We start from the raw sequence: 17,117 nt of genomic DNA, 5'->3' as shown, positions 1-17,117 counted from the left end.
GCCCGGTCTTCAGAACTTCTTGGCGACGCCGAACTGGATCACCCGGCCGATGCTGGTGACCGCATAGCCGTCGAGCGAGTTGATCACCCCGTTATAGGCCGGCGGATCGCGATCGAAGACATTGTCGACGTTGAGCGTGATCGACAGGTCCTTGAAGGCCCCCTCCCCGCCGAACGCATATTCGGCGAACAGGTTGACGACGTCGAACGCCTTGATCCGGCTCTGGTTGAGGGTCGACGCCTGCGGCACGACGTCATAGCCGCCGAGATGGTTGACGGTCGCCTGCGCGCGCAGCTTGCCGAGCACCGCGCCGATCGTGCCCGACAGCGACAGCCGCGAATAGTTGCGCACCGTGTTCACCACCGTCGCGCCGGCGATCGCCTGCTCCTTGCGGCCGAGGACATAATTGCCGCCGACATTGCCGTAGATCGAGCCGAAGCCGGTCTCGCGCTGGTAGCTCAGCGAGAGATCCAGGCCGTCGGTCCTGACCGCCGCCAGATTGGTGCGCCGGCCGTCGGCGATCGAATAGACCTGTCCGGGGATCACCGTATAGGGCGACACCTGGGCGAGCCCGCCGGGCACCTGCGACGCCAGCGCGTTCACCTGCGCGATCGTCGGGTTCATCACATATTGGCTCTGGAACAACGAATAGAAGACCGACGGATTGAACACCGGCGGAATGTCGATCAGGTCCTTGAAGCGAATATTATAGTAGTTGATATTGAAGGCCAGCCCCTCGATCACCGGCGGCTTGATGTCGAAGCCCGCCGACCAGGTCGTCGACTTTTGCGGCTTGAGATCGACGCCGCCGCCGCCGAGGAAGATCTGCGCCTGGCCCGGGGTCGGCGCCTGGGCAGGGTTGGCGAAGATCACCAGCGGGAAGGCGAAGATCGTCGCCGGCGCCGCCGACGCGCCATCGGACAGGCTGGGCGCCTGGAACGACTTGCCCCAGGTGCCGCGCAGCTTGACCCATTCGACCGGCTGGAAGGTCAGCCCGAACTTCGGATTGAAGGTGCCGCCGAAGTCGCTGTAATGATCGTAGCGGCCCGACGCCGACAGGTTGAGCGCATAGAGACCGCCCGACCGGTTGCCCTCGCCGATGATCGGCAATTGCATCTCGCCGAACAGCGCCGCGACCCGGCGGCTGGCGGAATTGACCGGGATCGCATCGATCGCGCTCGCCGACACGGTGCCGTTGATCTGCGACCGATAGCTTTCATAGATATATTCGCCGCCGACCGCGATCTTGAGGTCGCCGCCCGGCAGGGTCGCGAGGCTGCCGTCGACGACCAGCCGGCTGTTGACCATCTCGTTCCGGCCGAGGCCGTAGTCGAGGAAGTTGGTGACCAGCGGCAGCACCGCGGCGTTGGCGGCGGCGCCGAGATTATAGGGGTTGAAATTGCCGGTCAGCACGAGGTTCGACAGCGTGCCGTCGTCGAGCTTCGCATTGGCGACCCGGGCATTGCCGCGGCCATAATTGCCGAGGAAGCGCATCTGCCAGCCGCCGCCGATATCGGCGGTCATCGACGGGGTGAAGCCCCAGGTTTCGAGCCGCACCTGCTGCTTGCTGCTGCCGCCGAGCACCGACGAGAAATCCATCGACACCGACTGTGCCTGGAAGCTGTTGGCGTCGCCGGTGTTGCGATAATAAGGATTGAAGACGAGGCCCGGCGCGAACGGGTTGACCGGGGCGATCGTCGCGGTCGCGGTCAGCGGGCCGCCATCGCCCTTGTTGACGCGGTGGGTGTAGAAGGCGCGGACGTCGAAGGTGACCGGCCCGCCCGATCCCGCCGAGAAGCCGGCAAAGGCCGAATGGCGCCGCTCGCTCGGATAGAAGGTCCGGTTGTCGCTGAGGTCGCAGCGATTGCCGGTGCCGCGGGTGAGCCCCGGCAGCGCATAGACCGCGGCCCCGACCGCGGCATTGCCCGCACCGCAGGTCAGGTCGAGCGGCAGCCCGCTGGTGTAGTCGCGCCGGCGGACATAGTCGCGATCGCGCCCGTAGAGCGGATCGTGCCAGGCATAATTATAGCTGAGATAGACCGACGCGGTCTCCCACGCCTTGCCGACGGTCAGGCTGCCGTCGGCGGTCTTGTAATCGTCGCCGAAGCCGACATGGCCCTTGGCCTCGATCCCGTCGAAGCGCTTGCGGGTGATGAAGTTGATCACGCCGCCGACCGCGTCGGCGCCGTAGATCGACGAGCCGCCGTCGAGGACGATCTCGACCCGCTCGATCGCCCCCGGGGCGATCGCGTCGGGATCGGGCACGGTCTGGCGCACGCCCATGCCCGGCAACCGGTGCCCGTCGACCAGGATCAGCGTCGACGAGCCGCCGCCCGAGGCGCCCGGCAGGTTGCGCAGATTGGGGCGGTTGATCGTGACCTGGCTCGATCCGGTCGCCGAGACGATCGGACGGCTGTTGAAGTTGCCGGCCTGGGGAACGCTCGCGAGCAACTGCGCGGTCGAGGCCGCGCCGATCGCGGTGATGTTCTGGGTTCCGATCGACACGGTTTCCGATCCGGCCGGCGCCACCCCGCGCAACAGAGTGCCGGTGACGACGATCTCATCCCTGTTCGGCTGGTCGCCATCGGCCTGCGGCGCATCGGCCGGAGCGATATCGGCGATCGTCTGGGCCGGTGCCGTTCCGGCAATGGCGATCATGCTGGTCGCGGCGCACAGCGACCAGAGGGCTTTCCTCTGCATCTTCTCTCTCCCGGTTCATTATCTTTGTTGCATCCATGAAACAGCAGATGCGCCGGGCGTCAATATTTTTTCAGTGACTGATAAAAATACATGGATATGCGTGGGCTTGCGGACCCGCCGGAAGGTCGAGACACGGAAACGATGCGAATCAGCGATCAGGAATCGAACCGGCTGCGACTGCTCAAGGCCCTGCGCCGGGCCGAACCGGTGTCGTGCACCGAACTGGTGACCCTGACCGGCCTGTCGGTGGGGACGGTCTCGGCGATCACTTCCGATCTCGTCCGGCGCGGCATGCTCGCCGAGGAGCGGGCGCCGCTCGCCGGACGCGGTCGGCCGCGGGTGAAGCTGCGCATCGATCCCGAGGCCGCCTATGTCGTCGGCGCCTTTCTCTACATCGACGGCGTCCTCGAAGTGACGCTGTCGAACCTGCGCGGCGACCCGATCCATGTCGCAACCCGCCAGATGCCCGCCGCGCCCACGATCGAGGCATGGATCGACCGCTTGGCTGATGCGCTGATCGACGGGATCGACGCATGCCCGATCGGCCGCGGCGACATTCACAGTATCGGGCTCAGCCTGCCGGCGCTGATCGACAACCGGCGCGGGGTCATGCACTGGCTGCAGACCTATCCCCTCGGCGAGTTGCCGGTCGCGGCGATGATCGCGCAGCGGCTGAAGCTGCCGGTGTTCGTCGACAATAATGTCAACGTGTTCGCGCGCGCCGAGCACTGGTTCGGCGAGGACCGCCAGCTCGAGGATTTCAGCCTGGTGATGGTCGGGCTGGGCCTGGGTTTCGCCCAATATGTCGACGGCATGCTGACCGCCGGTTCGCGCGGGATCAATCCCGAGTTCAGCCATATCAAGGTGATGTTCGAACAGGGCAGGCCGTGCGGTTGCGGCGCGCAGGGTTGCCTGATGAGCTATGGTTCGATCTTCGCGATCGTCGAGCAGGCCTGCGAGATCCGCGGGATGCCGATGCCGGCGCTCGACCGGATCGACGAAACCCTGCAGCGTTTCGCCGAGGAGGCGACCGCCGGCGACCTGGCGATCCAGGCGATCTTCGACCGGGCCGCGACCGCGCTCGGCGCCGCCATCGCCAATCATGTCAATCTCTGGGATCCCGCGCGCATCGTCGTGCTGTTCACCAACCGGACGCTGATCGAGATGATCGAGGCGCCGCTGCGCGCCGCGATCGACCGGAATATCCTGTTCGTGCTGCGCGACCGGGTGCGCATCGAATGCCGGTCGGGCGACGAGCACAGCTATTCGCGCGGCGTCGCCGCGCTGGTGCTCGAACAGCTCTATCTGGTTCCGGGCGAAAGGCCCCTTCCCGTGCCGTCCCGCAAGCCGGGAACCGACCGGTCGCAGACCGCCTTATAGACATCTCGCATATAAGCATGAAGCGCCTAAGCTCGGCCTTGGGCCTTCGCCATCGCCGCCTGGAGCAGCGGGACGATCTTCTCCTGGGTGACGAGCGGGTTCATATGTTCGGCGAAGGACGCGATCCGGCCGTCGCGGAAGCGGAAGATGAACACCTGGGTGTTGGCATAGTCGCGCCCGTCGACCAGCGTGCCGTGCGACCGGACCTCGGCCACCAGCCGGTCGGCCTCGGCGGTGGTCGCGTCGACGACATAGGTGATGCCGCCGTCGAACAGGGTCGCGAGCATCCGGATACCGCCGAGGATCCTGGCCTTGGGATTAGTGCCCGATGTGGTCGTCCAGGCGGTCATGTCCTCGGTGAACAGATCGTCGGGCAGATCCCCCGACGGCAGAGCGGCGAAGAAGGCGTCGACGAGCTGCTGGTTGGTCCTGGCCATGGCCTCTCCTTTCAGTTTCGCGGCGACGTCTCGGCCTGGGCCTTGAGTTCCGCGTTCATCACCGCGAAGCCTTCGGCGACCTTCGCCCGCATCAGCCGGGCGATCAACGGCCCGAGCAGCCCGCCGATCACCTCGCCATTGATCACCGCGCAGCGGCCGGCGCCAAGCGCACGGACGGTGATATAGCGGTTGCCGAGCACGAGCCCGCCGAAGCTGACGGTCAGGTAGCGCATCGCCGATTCCGGCTCGACCGCGACCACCGTCGCGCGGCTCGGCTGGGGCTTGAGCCCGGGCAGCGCGATCGACAGGTCGAGCGTGCCGCCGGTCTCGAGCCTGCCCGAGGCGGCCGGATAGAGCGTGCTCCAGCGGCTCCAGCCATCGACATCGGCAATCAGCGCCCAGACACGTTCGACCGGCGCGTCGACGACGATCTCATGTTCGATGCGCGTGCCGCGCGGCTCCTGCAGCGATCCCATATCGGTTCAGTCCTTTGCCAGCAGCAGCGCCGCAGCGAGCGGGCCGCCGCCCGAGGTCGCGATCGCGACCCGCGGGTCGCCGGGGATCTGGCGCTCGCCGCCCTCCCCGCGCAGCTGGACCACTGCCTCATGGGCGAAGCCGAAGCCGTGGAGCCGGCCGGCGCCGAGCTGGCCGCCGCCGGTGTTGAGCGGCAGTTCGCCGTCGCGGGCGATGCGGTGACCGCCCTCGATGAAGCGGTGCCCCTCGCCGACCTCGCAAAAGCCCAGCCCCTCGAGCCAGGTGATCGGGAAGAAGGCGAAGCCGTCATAGAATTGGACGGTGTCGACGTCCTTGGGGCGGTAATCGGTCTTCGCCCAGAGGTCGGGGCCGGTCGCATAAGCCGCGACCCATTCGGCCTGGTCCCAGCTGTAGCGATCGACCTTGCCCGCGGTCGCGGCGATCCGGATCGGGGTTGTCCGCACCTCGTCGAGCGTGTCGCCCGCCGAGACAATGATCGCGGTCGAACAGTCGGTGTAGCGATCGCAGTCGTAAAGGCAGAAGGGCGTGGTGATCATCCGCGCCTCCATATATTTGTCGATCGTCAGCGGTTCGCGGACGATGTTGCGGGCACGCGGATTGATCGCGGCGTTGCGGTGCGCGTTGAGCGCGATCTGCGCGAGCTGCTCGCGGGTCATGCCGTAGCGTTTCATGTGCCGCGACGCATATTGGGCGACCCAGGTCGACGCCGAGATCGCGAAGAACGGCGCCGACCATTGCGACCATCCGTCGGCCTCCTGGCGCTGGAGCGGCGGGAACTCGTCGGGCCGCGACAACGCCGCCGCCTCGTAGACGGTGCGGAAGCACAGGACATGGCGTGCCTGGCCGGTGCGCACCGCCATCGCCGCCTCGGCGATCGCGCTCAGCTGCGCGGGCAGTTCGCCGCCGCCGAGATGCCAGCGCGGCTTCAGGCCGAGCGCCTCGATGACGTCGTCGACGCCGAGCGGCGAGAAGCCGAGGAAGATCGACAGCCGCCCCGGATAGGTGGCGATGCCGTCGATCTGGTCGAGGGTGAGCCCGGCATCGGCGATCGCTTCGCGCACCGCATCGAGGGTGAGCCCCATCGGCGAGCGGGTCAGGCGGACGCCGACCTCGGACTGGCCGATCCCGGTAATATAGGCTTCATTCAAGGCCATATCAGCCGACCTTCTCGAACAGAGGGAAGAAGATGCCGTCCTGCTCCTCGAAGACGACGCGGACCCGATCGTCGATGTCGACCTGCTCGACCGGCGTCCCGACGATGTTGGTGGTCAGATAGACCCCGGGCACGCCGTCGAGCCGGACCCGGGCAATCACGAACGGCACCTCGAGCCCCGGCAGCCAGGGCTGGTGGTTGACCGTGCAGGTGTCGATCGTTCCGGTGCCGGCAACCGCCTCGGGCGCCATCGCCTCCGACTGGCAGTGGCGGCAGATCAGCCGCGGCGGGTGGGTATATTGGCCGCAATCGTCGCAGCGCATGATGTTGAGCCGACCTTCGGCGCCGCCGGTCCAGAAAGCGCGGTTGTCGGCGTCGAGGCGCGGCCGGGGGCGGCGGACGGTCATAGCTTCACCTGTACCTTGGTTTCGGTGTTGGGGCCGCGTAGCGCCTCGAAGGTCGCCGGCAGGTCGTCGAAGCCGATCGTCGCGCTGACCAGCATCCGCGGATCGGCATGTCCGGCGTCGAGATGATCGGCGGCGTAGCGGAACTCCTCGATCGTGTAGCCGACCGGGAAGGACAGCTCGACCGCCTTCCACGACGCGAGCGCGGGAATGATCGGATCGGGCGCGGTGCAGAAGCCCAGCGACACGACCCGGCCGAATTTGCGGACATGCAGGATCGCCTGGCCGACCAGCCCCGGCGCGCCGACGCATTCGAGGACGATGTCGGGCGAGCCGCCCAGCGCCGCGATCACCTGCGCGATTTCATCGGGGCCCGCCTGGATGAAGCTGTCGGCGCCCATCGCCAGCGCCAGCTCGGCGCGGCGTTGCGAGCGCGACACCGCGACGATCCGCCCCGCCCCCTGCTGGCGCGCCCAGAAGATCGCGCACAGCGCGACCGCGCCGCCGCCGAGCACCAGCACCGTCTCTCCGCCCTTGATCGCCGCGACGCGCACGCCGTGCAGCCCGACCGCGAGCGGTTCGACCAGCGCCCCGTCGGCGAGCGACAGGGCGCCGGGCAGCTTGACCGCGACCCGGCCCGGCGCGCGCAGATATTCGGCGAAGCCGCCCATCACCGGGGTCGATGCGTCGCACAGCGCAGCGATGCCATGCGCGCAACCCTCGCACTTGCCGCAGCCCGCCGATGGCAAGGCAGTGACCAGATCGCCGATCCGGAATCCCTCGACCTCGCGGCCGAGCGCGACGACCTCGCCCGAATATTCATGGCCGGGCACGGTGCCGGCTGCGAAATCCCAGCCATGGCCCGAGGTCATGTGGAGATCGGTGCCGCAGATCCCGCAGCGATCGACCTTGATGACGATCTCGTCGGGCGCCGGGGTGGGATCGTCGAGGGTCTCGATCGCGAGCGGCTGGCCCGCCCCCCGGAAAACCGCTGCCTTCATCGTGCCTCCTCCATCGTCCTGGCCCGCTCTCCCACCAGCCCGAAGCGGTCGACATAGTCGCCGAAGCGCGCGCGGATGCCCGCCTCGGTCATCCCGAAATCGGCGATGTCGTAGCGGTGGACACCGTGCGAAAGCTCGGGCGCGGCGTCGTTGCGCGCGACCATCGCCGCGGCGACCTGATCGGACAGGTCGAGCCCCAGAAAGGCGTAGATCCGATCGATCGTCCCCATCGGATCGCGGTGGAAATCGCCATGGACGACATCGAGGATCTGGCCGGGATGTGCCTGGCGCACCGGCTCGGCATCGCGGATCGCCCTGGCCCATTTTTCGGTCTCGCGCAGCGCGAGCAGCCGTGGCTGGGTATCCGCCCGCCCCTCCTCCATCATCGGGTGGATCGGCGCGAGCAGCGCACATAGCGACGGCACCGCTTTGGCGGGATCGCGATGGGTCTGGATCACCTTGGCGTCGGGAAACACCGCGAACACCATGTCGAGGCGGGCGATATGGCCGGGATTCTTGAGCAGCCAGCGCTTGCCGGGCTCGTTGCTGCCGATCAGCTGCAGCACCCGGTAGAGATGGCGATAGGCCGGCAGTTCGCTCTGCCCCTGCCACCACAGGTCGTAATTCTGCGCCGACCAGGCACAGTTCCAGATGTTCGAGACGAAGCTCTGGCGGAGCACGCCGAGGCATTCGTCGACCTCCTCGGCGACGATATTATGCGCCGCGCGCAGCCCAGAGTCCGCCGCGAAGCGCGCCTCGAGCCGCTCGACGGCGTTGCGGAACAGCGCGTTGCCCTCCCAGCTCTCGCGCGGCGGGCGCGGCATCGGGGCGGTCAGCAGCCAGCTCTGCAGCCCCTGGAACTGCGGATCGACCGCCATCAGCTTGTGAAGCGCGGTGGTGCCGGTGCGCGGGATGCCGGTGATGATGACCGGGCTTGCGATCGGATGCCGGTCGAAGCCCGGATTCTCCTTCATCGATCGCACCGCATGGGCGCGTGCGGCCAGCGCCGAATAGAGTTCGCCCCAGGCGATCCGCCTGCCCTGTTCGGTGAAGCGCGGATCATGGTCCATCGACAGCAGCAGCACGTGCAGGCCGGCGAGATAGTCGTCGTCGCCGAAATCGACGGTCCCGGTCTGCTCGGCGACCAGCGCATGGAGCGCGTCGGCGGCATCGGCGAAGCGCTTGGGCGGGACGAAACGGTCCTCGAGGCCGGCCATCAGAGCATCCTCTCAATCATCGATCATACCCTTGATCTGCGGGCCGCCGCCGACCGCCAATATCTCGCCGGTGATGTAGGCGGCGGCATCGCTGGCGAGGAACAGCACCGCCGCGGCGACCTCCTCGGGGGTGCCCGGCCGGCGCAGCGGAAAGGTCCGGCAGGCGCCGGTCGCATCGAAGCCCGCCTTGGCCCAATTGGCCTGCGCCAGCGGGGTCGCGGTCATCCCCGGCGCCACGCAGTTGACGCGGATGCCGAGCGGCCCCCATTCGGCCGACGCGACCTGCGTCAGCATCTGGAGCGCCGCCTTAGCCGCCGAATAAGCACCGGCGCCGGTGGTGCCATGGACCCCGGCCAGCGACGAGATGTTGACGATCGCCGCCGATCCCTGCGCCTTGAAATGGGGCAGCGCCGCATTCGATCCGTAGAAGGCGGCGTGGACGTTGAGCGCGAACTCGTTCTGCCACATCGCCGGGGTGACGTTGCGCAGCATCGCCTGCTTCGCTCCGCCGGCATTGTTGATCAGGATGTCGATGCGGCCGAGCACGGCGACGGTCTTGTCGACCATCTGCTGGACCTGGTCGGGATCGCGGACGTCGCAGCGTATCGGCAGGCAGCGCCGCCCGGTCTGCCCGGCGATCTCGGCGGCGGTGGCCTCGAGGATGTCGAGCCGGCGGCCCGCGATCGCGACGTCGGCGCCGTTCCGGGCGAGCAGGGTCGCGATCGACGCGCCGATTCCGGTGCCGCCGCCGGTGACCAGCGCGATCTTGCCCGCAACATCATAGCTGGCCATCTACCAGCGCCTCCGGCGCTGCGCGGCGCGCACCCGGCGACGCAGTTCGTCGGCACGCGCCTCCGGCGTGACCAGCGGCGTGTCGGCGGGCAGATGCGCGCGCAGTTCGGACAGCTTGACCCGGGCGATCGTCGGGGTCGGGTTGCTGCTGCAATCATACCAGCGCCCGTAGATCGTCCCCTGTTTGAACCCCGCGGGATCGAGCCAGTTGGGAACGCCCGGGTCGGTCAGCGCGATCACCGCGCGGAACTTGCCGTCCGAACCGATCCGGGCGGTGGCGCCGTTGAGGCTGCTCAGCCGATAGACATATTCGACCGCGTTGAAATAGGGGTCGTTGAGCTGGACGTTCCAATAAGGCCGGGTCTCGGGCAGCTCGGTTTCGATGATCAGCGCCTCGTCGTCGTCGAGTTCGAACACCGCCGGCCAGTAGACCTGCCGGTCGAGCCCGAGCAGCCGCACCGGATCGAAATGGTTGATGCCGACCTGCGCCTTGATCGCGTTCTGCATCGCGAAGAACAGCCTGGTCGCGCGACCCGGAAACTTCGCCATCAGGTCGAGCCGCTCGGCGATCTGCGCGGCGCTCAGCCGCTGCTTGGGCGGCACCGGATCGAGGCATTCGATCGTCAGCTGCGGATCGCGCTCGGTTTCCCAGTCGACCATCCGATAGCGCACGAACATCGCGTCGGCCGTGGGCCCGAGCTTCGCCCAATTGCCGATATGCCCTTCGGGCCGCTCGGCGCTGAAGAGGATCTCGAACTGTCCGTCGGGGCCGACCGTGAAATCCTGCTCATCGAGGCTGATGACGTCGCACACCTCGCTGACATCGTCGATCATCCCCGACAGGCCGTGCTGGGTGACGAAGATCAGCTTGGCGACGGTGCCGCGATCGCCGGCGACCCGGTAGCGGAGATCGCCGCGGATCGGGCTGTAGAGATAGATATCGTCGGGGTTGGGCTGGCAGGTGTAGACCGGATTCCACAGCGGCGCCCAGTCGGGATGCTCGGCATCGGCGTGGAAATAGGCGAAATAGGCATAGGACAGATTCATCATGATCTGCCGGTCGAGATCGGCTTGATATTGCGGATCGTCGGGCTGCCATGTGTTGGCATATTGGGCGACCGCGCTGTCGAGCCTGGCGAGATGGTCGAAGAGGGACATGGGGTTCTCCCGTGCGGGCGATAGGATGGGGCGCGGTGGCGGGGTCAGTTGCCCGGTACGCTGTCGAAAAAGGCCATGCCGGCGGGCTCGGGCCACAGATATTCGAGGAGATGGCCGAGCTCGGGCGCCTCGACGAAAATCTGCCGCATGAAGCCGGCGATGTCGGTGTCGACCCGGACCGTCCAGCCCGATCGCGCGATCTCTTCGCGCAGCGCGTCCCATTCGGCGGCGTCGTGGATCAGGAAACCGAGATGGTGATGGTGGACCGCGAAGCGGTCGGCCGGCAGCCGTTCGACATAGGGTTCGGATCCGGGTCCCGACGCGGTCAGCAGCTCGTACATCACCCCGCCGCACCAGGCGAGTTCGATGCGAATCCGTCCACCCTGGGGCAGATCCCCCTCGAGCCGACGCCATTCGGCGATGCCGTAGCGCGCGGCGAAGATGTCGAGCGCACGGTCGATATCGTTGGTCGCATAGGCGACCTCGAAATGATCGCTGAGCAGCAGCCCCTTGCCGGGTGCGAAGCGTGGGCCGGGCCGCGTCAGGCGAGCGTTCATATCCATCCCCTCCCCGGTCGCAGCCTGCTTGATCGCGACTCGGTACTGAAAGATAGTAATCGCTACCTAAGTGGAATGGCAAGCGGGGAGCTTGACCGCTGCCGTCCATCGCGCCGACGATCGATGTCGATCGGCGGTCGGTGAGAATCGCGACGATGGAGAGGACAGGACACCATGAAGAAGGCCCAGTTTCCGCCCGAGGCGGCGAGCACCGGCACCCCCTATCCACCCCCGCATGACGAGCAATGCCGCGGCCGGCGGACCTGGCCGCTGACCCGCAGCTATGGCCTCACCCAGTTCGGGGTGAACCGGGTCGAACTCGCCCCCGGCAGCTGGTCGACCCATCGTCACTGGCACAAGACCAATGACGAGGTGGTGGTCGTCGTCTCGGGCGAAGTCGTGCTCGTCACCGACGATGGCGAGGAGGTGCTCAAGGCCGGCGATTGCGTCGCCTTCCGCAAGAACGACCCCAACGCGCATCATCTCCAGAACCGCGGTACCGAACCGGCGATCTTCTTCGACATCGGCGGCCGCGACATGGACGATATATCGACCTTCCCCGATGTCGGTTTCGAGGCCAAGCCGCGCATCGAGATCGCTTTCCGGCCGATCAGGCGATGAGCGCGGCGATGCAGCTCTTCTATTTTCCAACCCCGAACGGCCGCAAGATCAGCATCGCGATCGAGGAGATGGGGCTCGCTTACGAGATCGTGCCGGTCAACATCCTCGAAGGCGAGCAGCAGCGTCCCGATTTTCTCGAGATCAGCCCGAACAACCGGATCCCGGCGCTGATCGACAGGACCGCCGAAGGCGAACGCGTCACGATCTTCGAATCGGGCGCGATCCTGCAATATCTCGGCCGCAAGAGCGGGCTCCTCTATCCCGAAGGTACCGCGGCGCGGGCCTGGGTCGATTCCTGGCTGTTCTGGCAGATGGCGGGACTCGGCCCGATGGCGGGCCAGCTGAGCTGGTTCGTCCGGGTGTCGAACATCCCCGGCCGCGATCCGCGCGATCACAGCTATGCGCTGCACCGCTACCGCAAGGAGGTGCTCAGGCTCTACGGCGTGCTCGACCGCCAGCTCGCCGGGCGCGATTATATCTGCGACGAATATAGTATCGCCGACATCGCGTCCTGGACCTGGATCGATCAATATCGCGACCATGTCGGCGGCCTCGGCGACTTTCCCGATATCGCCGCCTGGCATGCACGGATCGCCGCACGACCGGTGGTAGCGCGCGGGCTGACCGTCTGGATGCCGCCATCCGATGGCGGCTGGTCTGCTGCCGGCAATGTCGCGCAATATGACCCACCGGCCGACCCAGACCGTCTGCCGAATTAACGGGCGTGATTGCCGGCCTTCCGATCGGCTATTTCCTATAGGTCACCGACAATCCGCGATCTTCACGATTTGCTAAAAAATTCTTTCTATTATGGCGATAAATATTCGGAAACATACCGGAATTCTACTTGTTATATATTGGATTTTTGCAAATCTTAAATGAACCTTAAGTTATAACTGTGGTTTTATGACAGCGTCGTAATAATTTTGACCTGAATCATTCTTAGGCGGGCCCCCAAGCGACATCGGTCGTTAAAAAGGGGAACCACAACAATGTCTCTTCCGAAATCCTTCCGCACGCGCGCGCTCGTCAGCGGCCTGCTGCTGAGCTGCGCGATGCCTGCCCTCGCACAGACCGCAGCGCCTGAGGCCGCAGCAGCCGACGCCGGCGCGGGCGATGCCGGCGATTCGACCGGCCTCGGCGAAATCGTCGTCACCGCCACCAAGCGCGAGACCAGCCTGCAGAAGACCCCGATCGCGATCTCGGTGATCAGCACCGCGGTCATCAAGGATCGCCACGTCCAGAGCCTCTACGATCTCGCCGACGGCGGCATCCCGTCGCTGCGCGTCGCGACCTTCGAAGCCCGCCAGAGCGCGCTGACGATCGGCATCCGCGGCATCGTGCCGCTCGACGCCAACCAGCCCGCCCGCGAACAGGGCGTCGGCATCTATGTCGACGGCGTCTATCTCGGCCGCCAGCACGGCCTGAACGCGGCGCTGTTCGACGTCGAGCGCATCGAAGTGCTCAAGGGCCCGCAGGGCACGCTGTTCGGTCGCAACACCGAAGGCGGCGCGCTCAGCATCGTCAGCAAGGCCCCGACCGGCGAGTTCGGCGGCCGCATCAGCGGCGGCTTCGGCAATTACGGTTCGTACACCGCCGATGGCCATATCGACTTCCCGGCGATCGCCAATTTCGCGTTCAAGGTCGACGCGGTCGTCCAGTATCAGGGCCCGACCACCAAGAACCCGCTCGCGGGCCAGACCGGCTTCAACTATTATGATCGTCATGGCGGCCGCGCTTCGGTCCGCTGGACCCCCAGCGCCGACATCACCGACGATTTCTCGGCCGATTACGGGCAGGACAAGAACTCGCCCTTCTACAGCCAGCTGCTGAACTACAACCCGAACGGCTGCGTCGCCGGCACCCAGGCCGCGGTTTCGGCCTGCAAACTGCCCGGCACCAACTATACGACGCTGACCGGCACGGTGAAGCCGCTGCTGCCCGGCGTCGTCGTCAACGGCAAGACCCGGATGAAGACCGCCGACATCGGCGTTCCGCAGCAGCCGAGCATCGACAAGACCCATGGCTTCACCAACACGCTCAAGTGGAAGCTGGCGGACGAGGTCGAGCTGCGCTCGATCACCGCATGGCGCGGCGTCAACGTCACCCAGTGGGACAATTCGGGCGGTGCGCACCGCGTCCCCGTCGTCGCCCCGGGCTGCACCGGCACCGCCTGCAACTTCAGCCGCTACAGCCTCGCCGACCTGAGCCAGGATCAGTTCAGCCAGGAATTCCAGGCGGTCGGCACCATCGACAAGTTCGATTATGTCGGTGGCCTCTATTATTTCAACGAGCATGTCAGCGACGACGCCGCCACGCCGAACTCGAACGCGATCAGCGGCTACACCACCGCCGGCCAGACCACCGGCTACAGCTATGTCATCCTCGATCCGTGCACCGGTTCGGGCGGCTTCGGCTCGCAGGTCGGCTGCCGCTCGATCGACCGCGCCTCGGAGGTTCGTTCGAAGAGCTATGCGGCTTATGGCCAGGTGACCTTCAACGCGACCGACTCGCTCCACCTGACTGCCGGCGGCCGCTACACGCACGACAAGAAGGAGGGTAAGCTCCTGATTTCGCGCAACATCAACTATCAGACCAACACCGCCGCGGCGACCGCCAACGGCTATCACCCGCTCGACGCGACCTGGAACCGCTTCAACCCGATGGCGACGCTGGCCTATGACGTCAGCGACAATGTCCACGCCTATGCCAAATATGCGACCGGCTATCGCGCCGGCGGCGCCAGCTCGCGCACGTCGAACTACCAGGCGTTCGATCCCGAGGACGTGAAGTCCTACGAAGCCGGCGTGAAGACCGACTTCTGGGATCACAAGGCGCGGTTCAACCTGGCCGGCTACATCATGACCCGCAAGGACAGCCAGGTCGACATCAGCTCGATCCAGACCACCACGAGCGGCAGCTTCAACAACCTCGTCACGATCAATGCCCCGGGCCACACCAAGATCCGCGGCATCGAGGCGGACCTGACGCTGGCACCGATCGAGGGGCTGACCCTCAACGCGTCCTACGCCTACACCTACACCCGCATCCCGCTGGTGCCGATCACCTACACCGCGGCCGGTGTCTCGACGACGGTGCTCCAGCGCTTCTACATCGTGTTCACGCCGAAGAATGCGGCCAGCGGCTCGATCGACTATGAACTGCCGGTCGGCGGCGCCGATACCAAGCTGCGCTTCCACTTCGACGGCAACTACTCGCAGGCCACCCAGGCCTTCGACCAATATGCCACCAAGAACGACTCTTCGCTGATCTTCAACGGCCGGGTGTCGCTCGCCGACATCTCGATGGGTTCGGGCGGCCAGAAGCTGACCCTGTCGGCCTGGTGCCGGAACATCTTCGACGAGCAATATGTCTATCGCCGCGATCCGTCGAACAGCCTGCCCGGCTCGCCGACCACCAGCGTGACCGCCGGCAGCATCAACAACGTGCTCGGCGACTATGGCAACTTCAACGCACCGCGCACCTTCGGCGTCGAGGGCACGGTCAAGTTCTGATCCCCACGGGATGTCCGGTCGGACAACCGGCCGGGCATCGACGCACCTTCAACGGCGCGGGGCAACCCGCGCCGTTTCCTTTTGGGGCGGTGATGTCGGACGGGTTAGGCGGACAACCTGCCGCCAGATTCGTCATGCTGACGGAAGTCAGCAACCAGACGCGCAACAGTGAGAATCTATGTGCGGCGCCGCGCCGGACGCGCAGCGTTGCGCATCTGGATCCTGATTTCCATCAGGATGACGGACGAGCGGTGCCCCCAACTCCTCCAGATTGCGAATATGTTAGCGTCTATGGAAGCAAGTCCGGGATAACCGGCTGAGGTTGGTTCGCGCCTGAAACGACAGCCTCTCAGGTGAGCGGCAGGGTGACGACGACACGCAGGCCCGGTGCGGCATCCTCGAGCACGATCGTGCCGCGGTGGAGCCGCACGATCGCCTCGACCAGCGGCAGGCCGAGGCCATGGCCCGAGCCGTGCCGGCTCTTGTCGAGCCGCCCGAAGCGCCGCATCGCCAGCGCGCGCTGATCGGCCGGAATGCCCGGGCCATTGTCGGCGATGCTGATCGTCACCGCACGGCGCGAGGCGACCGCAGCGATCGCGATCCGCGATCCGGCCGGGCTGTGGACCAGCGCATTGTCGATCAGGTTGATCAGCGCCTGGGTCAGCAGCTTGCGGTCGCCGTGGATCGGCGACAGCGTGCAGAGCCCGACCAGCAGCACATGCCCCGCCTCCTCGGCGAGCGGTTCCATCATCGTGCCGATCTCGCGCGCGAGCGCGCCGGCGTCGAGCGGTTCGAAGGCCGCGCGCCGGTCGCCGCCCTCGATCTCGACGATCCGCATGATCGCGGTGAACATCGCCATCAGATCCTCGCTCTGGGCGATCGCGGTATCGATCTCGTCGCGCAGACCGGCGGCATCGGTGCGACGGGCGATCGCGGTCAACCGGTTGTGTAGCCGTGCCAGTGGTGTGCGAAGATCATGCGATATATCATTGGAAACATTGCTGATCCCGACCATCAGTTCAGCGATGCGATCGAGCATGCGGTTGAACGCCTGCGCCTGCTGGTCGAAGACGCTGCCCGATCCGTCGACCGGGATCCGCCGCTGCATGTCGCCGTCGATGATCGCATCGACGGTGCGGCGCATGGCGACGATCCGCCGGCCGTCGATCCAGCCGAAGCAGGCGACCCCGCCGACGACGATGACGATGATCGAACCGAAGCCGAGCAGATAGATGCGGATTCGCGCGGTATGATAATCGTCGAAAGGCTCGGTCTCGGCGACGATCGTCAGCCGCGTGCCGTCGCCGAGATCCTGGACCAGTGCCCGCCCGGCGGACAGGCCCTTGATCCCGTCGAGATGGGTCAAGGTCGAATAGCCGAGCGGGAGCGGCCGATCGAGGGCGAGGTTACCGGCCAGTCTGCGCCCGCCCGCATCGTTCAGCAGCACGCCGAGATCGCCGGTGTCGCGTTCGCCGGTGAAATCCTCGATCCGCTCGATCACCGCCGCGCGGCCATGTCTGGGCCCGAGATCGCGCAGCACGCTGGCGGCGCCGGCGATGCGCTTGTCGACCAGTTCGGCGATCGTCGCCTTGGTCGCCGAATAGGTCGCGTAGCCGGTGACGAGGGTCGCGGTCAGGAAGGCAAACAGGAAAGCGAGGGTCAGCGCCCACAGCGAGCGCAGTCTCAC

Annotated in this window: 15 protein-coding genes; 4 read left to right on the top strand and 11 right to left on the bottom strand. The window is 66.3% G+C overall.

Annotation, left to right across the window (positions count from 1 at the left end; translation table 11 throughout):
* Positions 1 to 9: 9 nt before the first annotated feature.
* Positions 10 to 2,700: a TonB-dependent receptor plug domain-containing protein gene (locus AC1RM6_RS05995; RefSeq protein ID WP_493099046.1), complete on the bottom strand. Its 2,691-nt coding sequence runs from the start codon at positions 2,698 to 2,700 to the stop codon at positions 10 to 12.
* 141 nt (positions 2,701 to 2,841) lie between these two features.
* Between AC1RM6_RS05995 and AC1RM6_RS05990 the strand changes: the two genes are divergently transcribed.
* Positions 2,842 to 4,080 (top strand): ROK family protein, encoded by a 1,239-nt coding sequence (locus tag AC1RM6_RS05990; RefSeq protein WP_493099044.1) that lies wholly within the window; start codon positions 2,842 to 2,844, stop codon positions 4,078 to 4,080.
* A gap of 26 nt (positions 4,081 to 4,106) precedes the next feature.
* Here the strand turns inward: AC1RM6_RS05990 and AC1RM6_RS05985 are convergent, their stop codons facing one another.
* Genes AC1RM6_RS05985 through AC1RM6_RS05945 form a run of 9 tightly spaced genes read right to left on the bottom strand, consistent with a single transcriptional unit; the run spans position 4,107 to position 11,294 of the window.
* Complete coding sequence (locus AC1RM6_RS05985) at positions 4,107 to 4,517, bottom strand: nuclear transport factor 2 family protein (RefSeq protein ID WP_493099042.1); 411 nt, start codon at positions 4,515 to 4,517, stop codon at positions 4,107 to 4,109.
* Positions 4,518 to 4,528: 11 nt separating this feature from the next.
* Positions 4,529 to 4,993 (bottom strand): SRPBCC family protein, encoded by a 465-nt coding sequence (locus AC1RM6_RS05980; protein WP_493099040.1) that lies wholly within the window; start codon positions 4,991 to 4,993, stop codon positions 4,529 to 4,531.
* Positions 4,994 to 4,999: 6 nt separating this feature from the next.
* Positions 5,000 to 6,166 carry a thiolase family protein gene (locus tag AC1RM6_RS05975; RefSeq protein WP_493099038.1) on the bottom strand — a complete coding sequence of 389 codons (1,167 nt, stop codon included), beginning with the start codon at positions 6,164 to 6,166 and terminating at the stop codon, positions 5,000 to 5,002.
* Between the two features lies 1 nt (position 6,167).
* Positions 6,168 to 6,572, bottom strand: coding sequence for a Zn-ribbon domain-containing OB-fold protein (locus AC1RM6_RS05970; RefSeq protein WP_493099036.1), 405 nt, complete (start codon positions 6,570 to 6,572; stop codon positions 6,168 to 6,170).
* Complete coding sequence (locus AC1RM6_RS05965; protein WP_493099034.1) at positions 6,569 to 7,570, bottom strand: alcohol dehydrogenase catalytic domain-containing protein; 1,002 nt, start codon at positions 7,568 to 7,570, stop codon at positions 6,569 to 6,571. Before AC1RM6_RS05965 ends, AC1RM6_RS05970 begins: the two co-directional genes overlap by 4 nt.
* Positions 7,567 to 8,787: a sulfotransferase family protein gene (locus AC1RM6_RS05960; protein WP_493099032.1), complete on the bottom strand. Its 1,221-nt coding sequence runs from the start codon at positions 8,785 to 8,787 to the stop codon at positions 7,567 to 7,569. Before AC1RM6_RS05960 ends, AC1RM6_RS05965 begins: the two co-directional genes overlap by 4 nt.
* A gap of 12 nt (positions 8,788 to 8,799) precedes the next feature.
* Positions 8,800 to 9,579, bottom strand: coding sequence for an SDR family NAD(P)-dependent oxidoreductase (locus AC1RM6_RS05955; RefSeq protein WP_493099030.1), 780 nt, complete (start codon positions 9,577 to 9,579; stop codon positions 8,800 to 8,802).
* Positions 9,580 to 10,737 (bottom strand): hypothetical protein, encoded by a 1,158-nt coding sequence (locus tag AC1RM6_RS05950; RefSeq protein ID WP_493099028.1) that lies wholly within the window; start codon positions 10,735 to 10,737, stop codon positions 9,580 to 9,582.
* A 44-nt stretch (positions 10,738 to 10,781) separates the two neighbouring features.
* Complete coding sequence (locus AC1RM6_RS05945; RefSeq protein WP_493099026.1) at positions 10,782 to 11,294, bottom strand: hypothetical protein; 513 nt, start codon at positions 11,292 to 11,294, stop codon at positions 10,782 to 10,784.
* Between the two features lie 174 nt (positions 11,295 to 11,468).
* Between AC1RM6_RS05945 and AC1RM6_RS05940 the strand changes: the two genes are divergently transcribed.
* The 3 genes from AC1RM6_RS05940 to AC1RM6_RS05930 all read left to right on the top strand — a co-directional run bounded on the left by AC1RM6_RS05940 (position 11,469) and on the right by AC1RM6_RS05930 (position 15,430).
* Positions 11,469 to 11,915, top strand: coding sequence for a cupin domain-containing protein (locus tag AC1RM6_RS05940; RefSeq protein WP_493099024.1), 447 nt, complete (start codon positions 11,469 to 11,471; stop codon positions 11,913 to 11,915).
* 8 nt (positions 11,916 to 11,923) lie between these two features.
* Positions 11,924 to 12,634, top strand: a complete 711-nt coding sequence (locus AC1RM6_RS05935; RefSeq protein ID WP_493099022.1) for a glutathione S-transferase family protein — start codon at positions 11,924 to 11,926, stop codon at positions 12,632 to 12,634.
* Positions 12,635 to 12,907: 273 nt separating this feature from the next.
* Positions 12,908 to 15,430 carry a TonB-dependent receptor gene (locus AC1RM6_RS05930; RefSeq protein WP_493099020.1) on the top strand — a complete coding sequence of 841 codons (2,523 nt, stop codon included), beginning with the start codon at positions 12,908 to 12,910 and terminating at the stop codon, positions 15,428 to 15,430.
* 349 nt (positions 15,431 to 15,779) lie between these two features.
* Here the strand turns inward: AC1RM6_RS05930 and AC1RM6_RS05925 are convergent, their stop codons facing one another.
* The gene (locus AC1RM6_RS05925) at positions 15,780 to 17,117 is read right to left on the bottom strand and encodes a sensor histidine kinase (protein WP_493099018.1); all 1,338 of its coding nucleotides are present in this window, start codon (positions 17,115 to 17,117) and stop codon (positions 15,780 to 15,782) included.

The sequence above is a fragment of the Rhizorhabdus sp. GW822-FHT03C02 genome, assembly GCF_058801765.1.
Note: the sequence above shows the minus strand (reverse complement) of the source record. Positions and strands in the feature narration are given on the sequence as shown.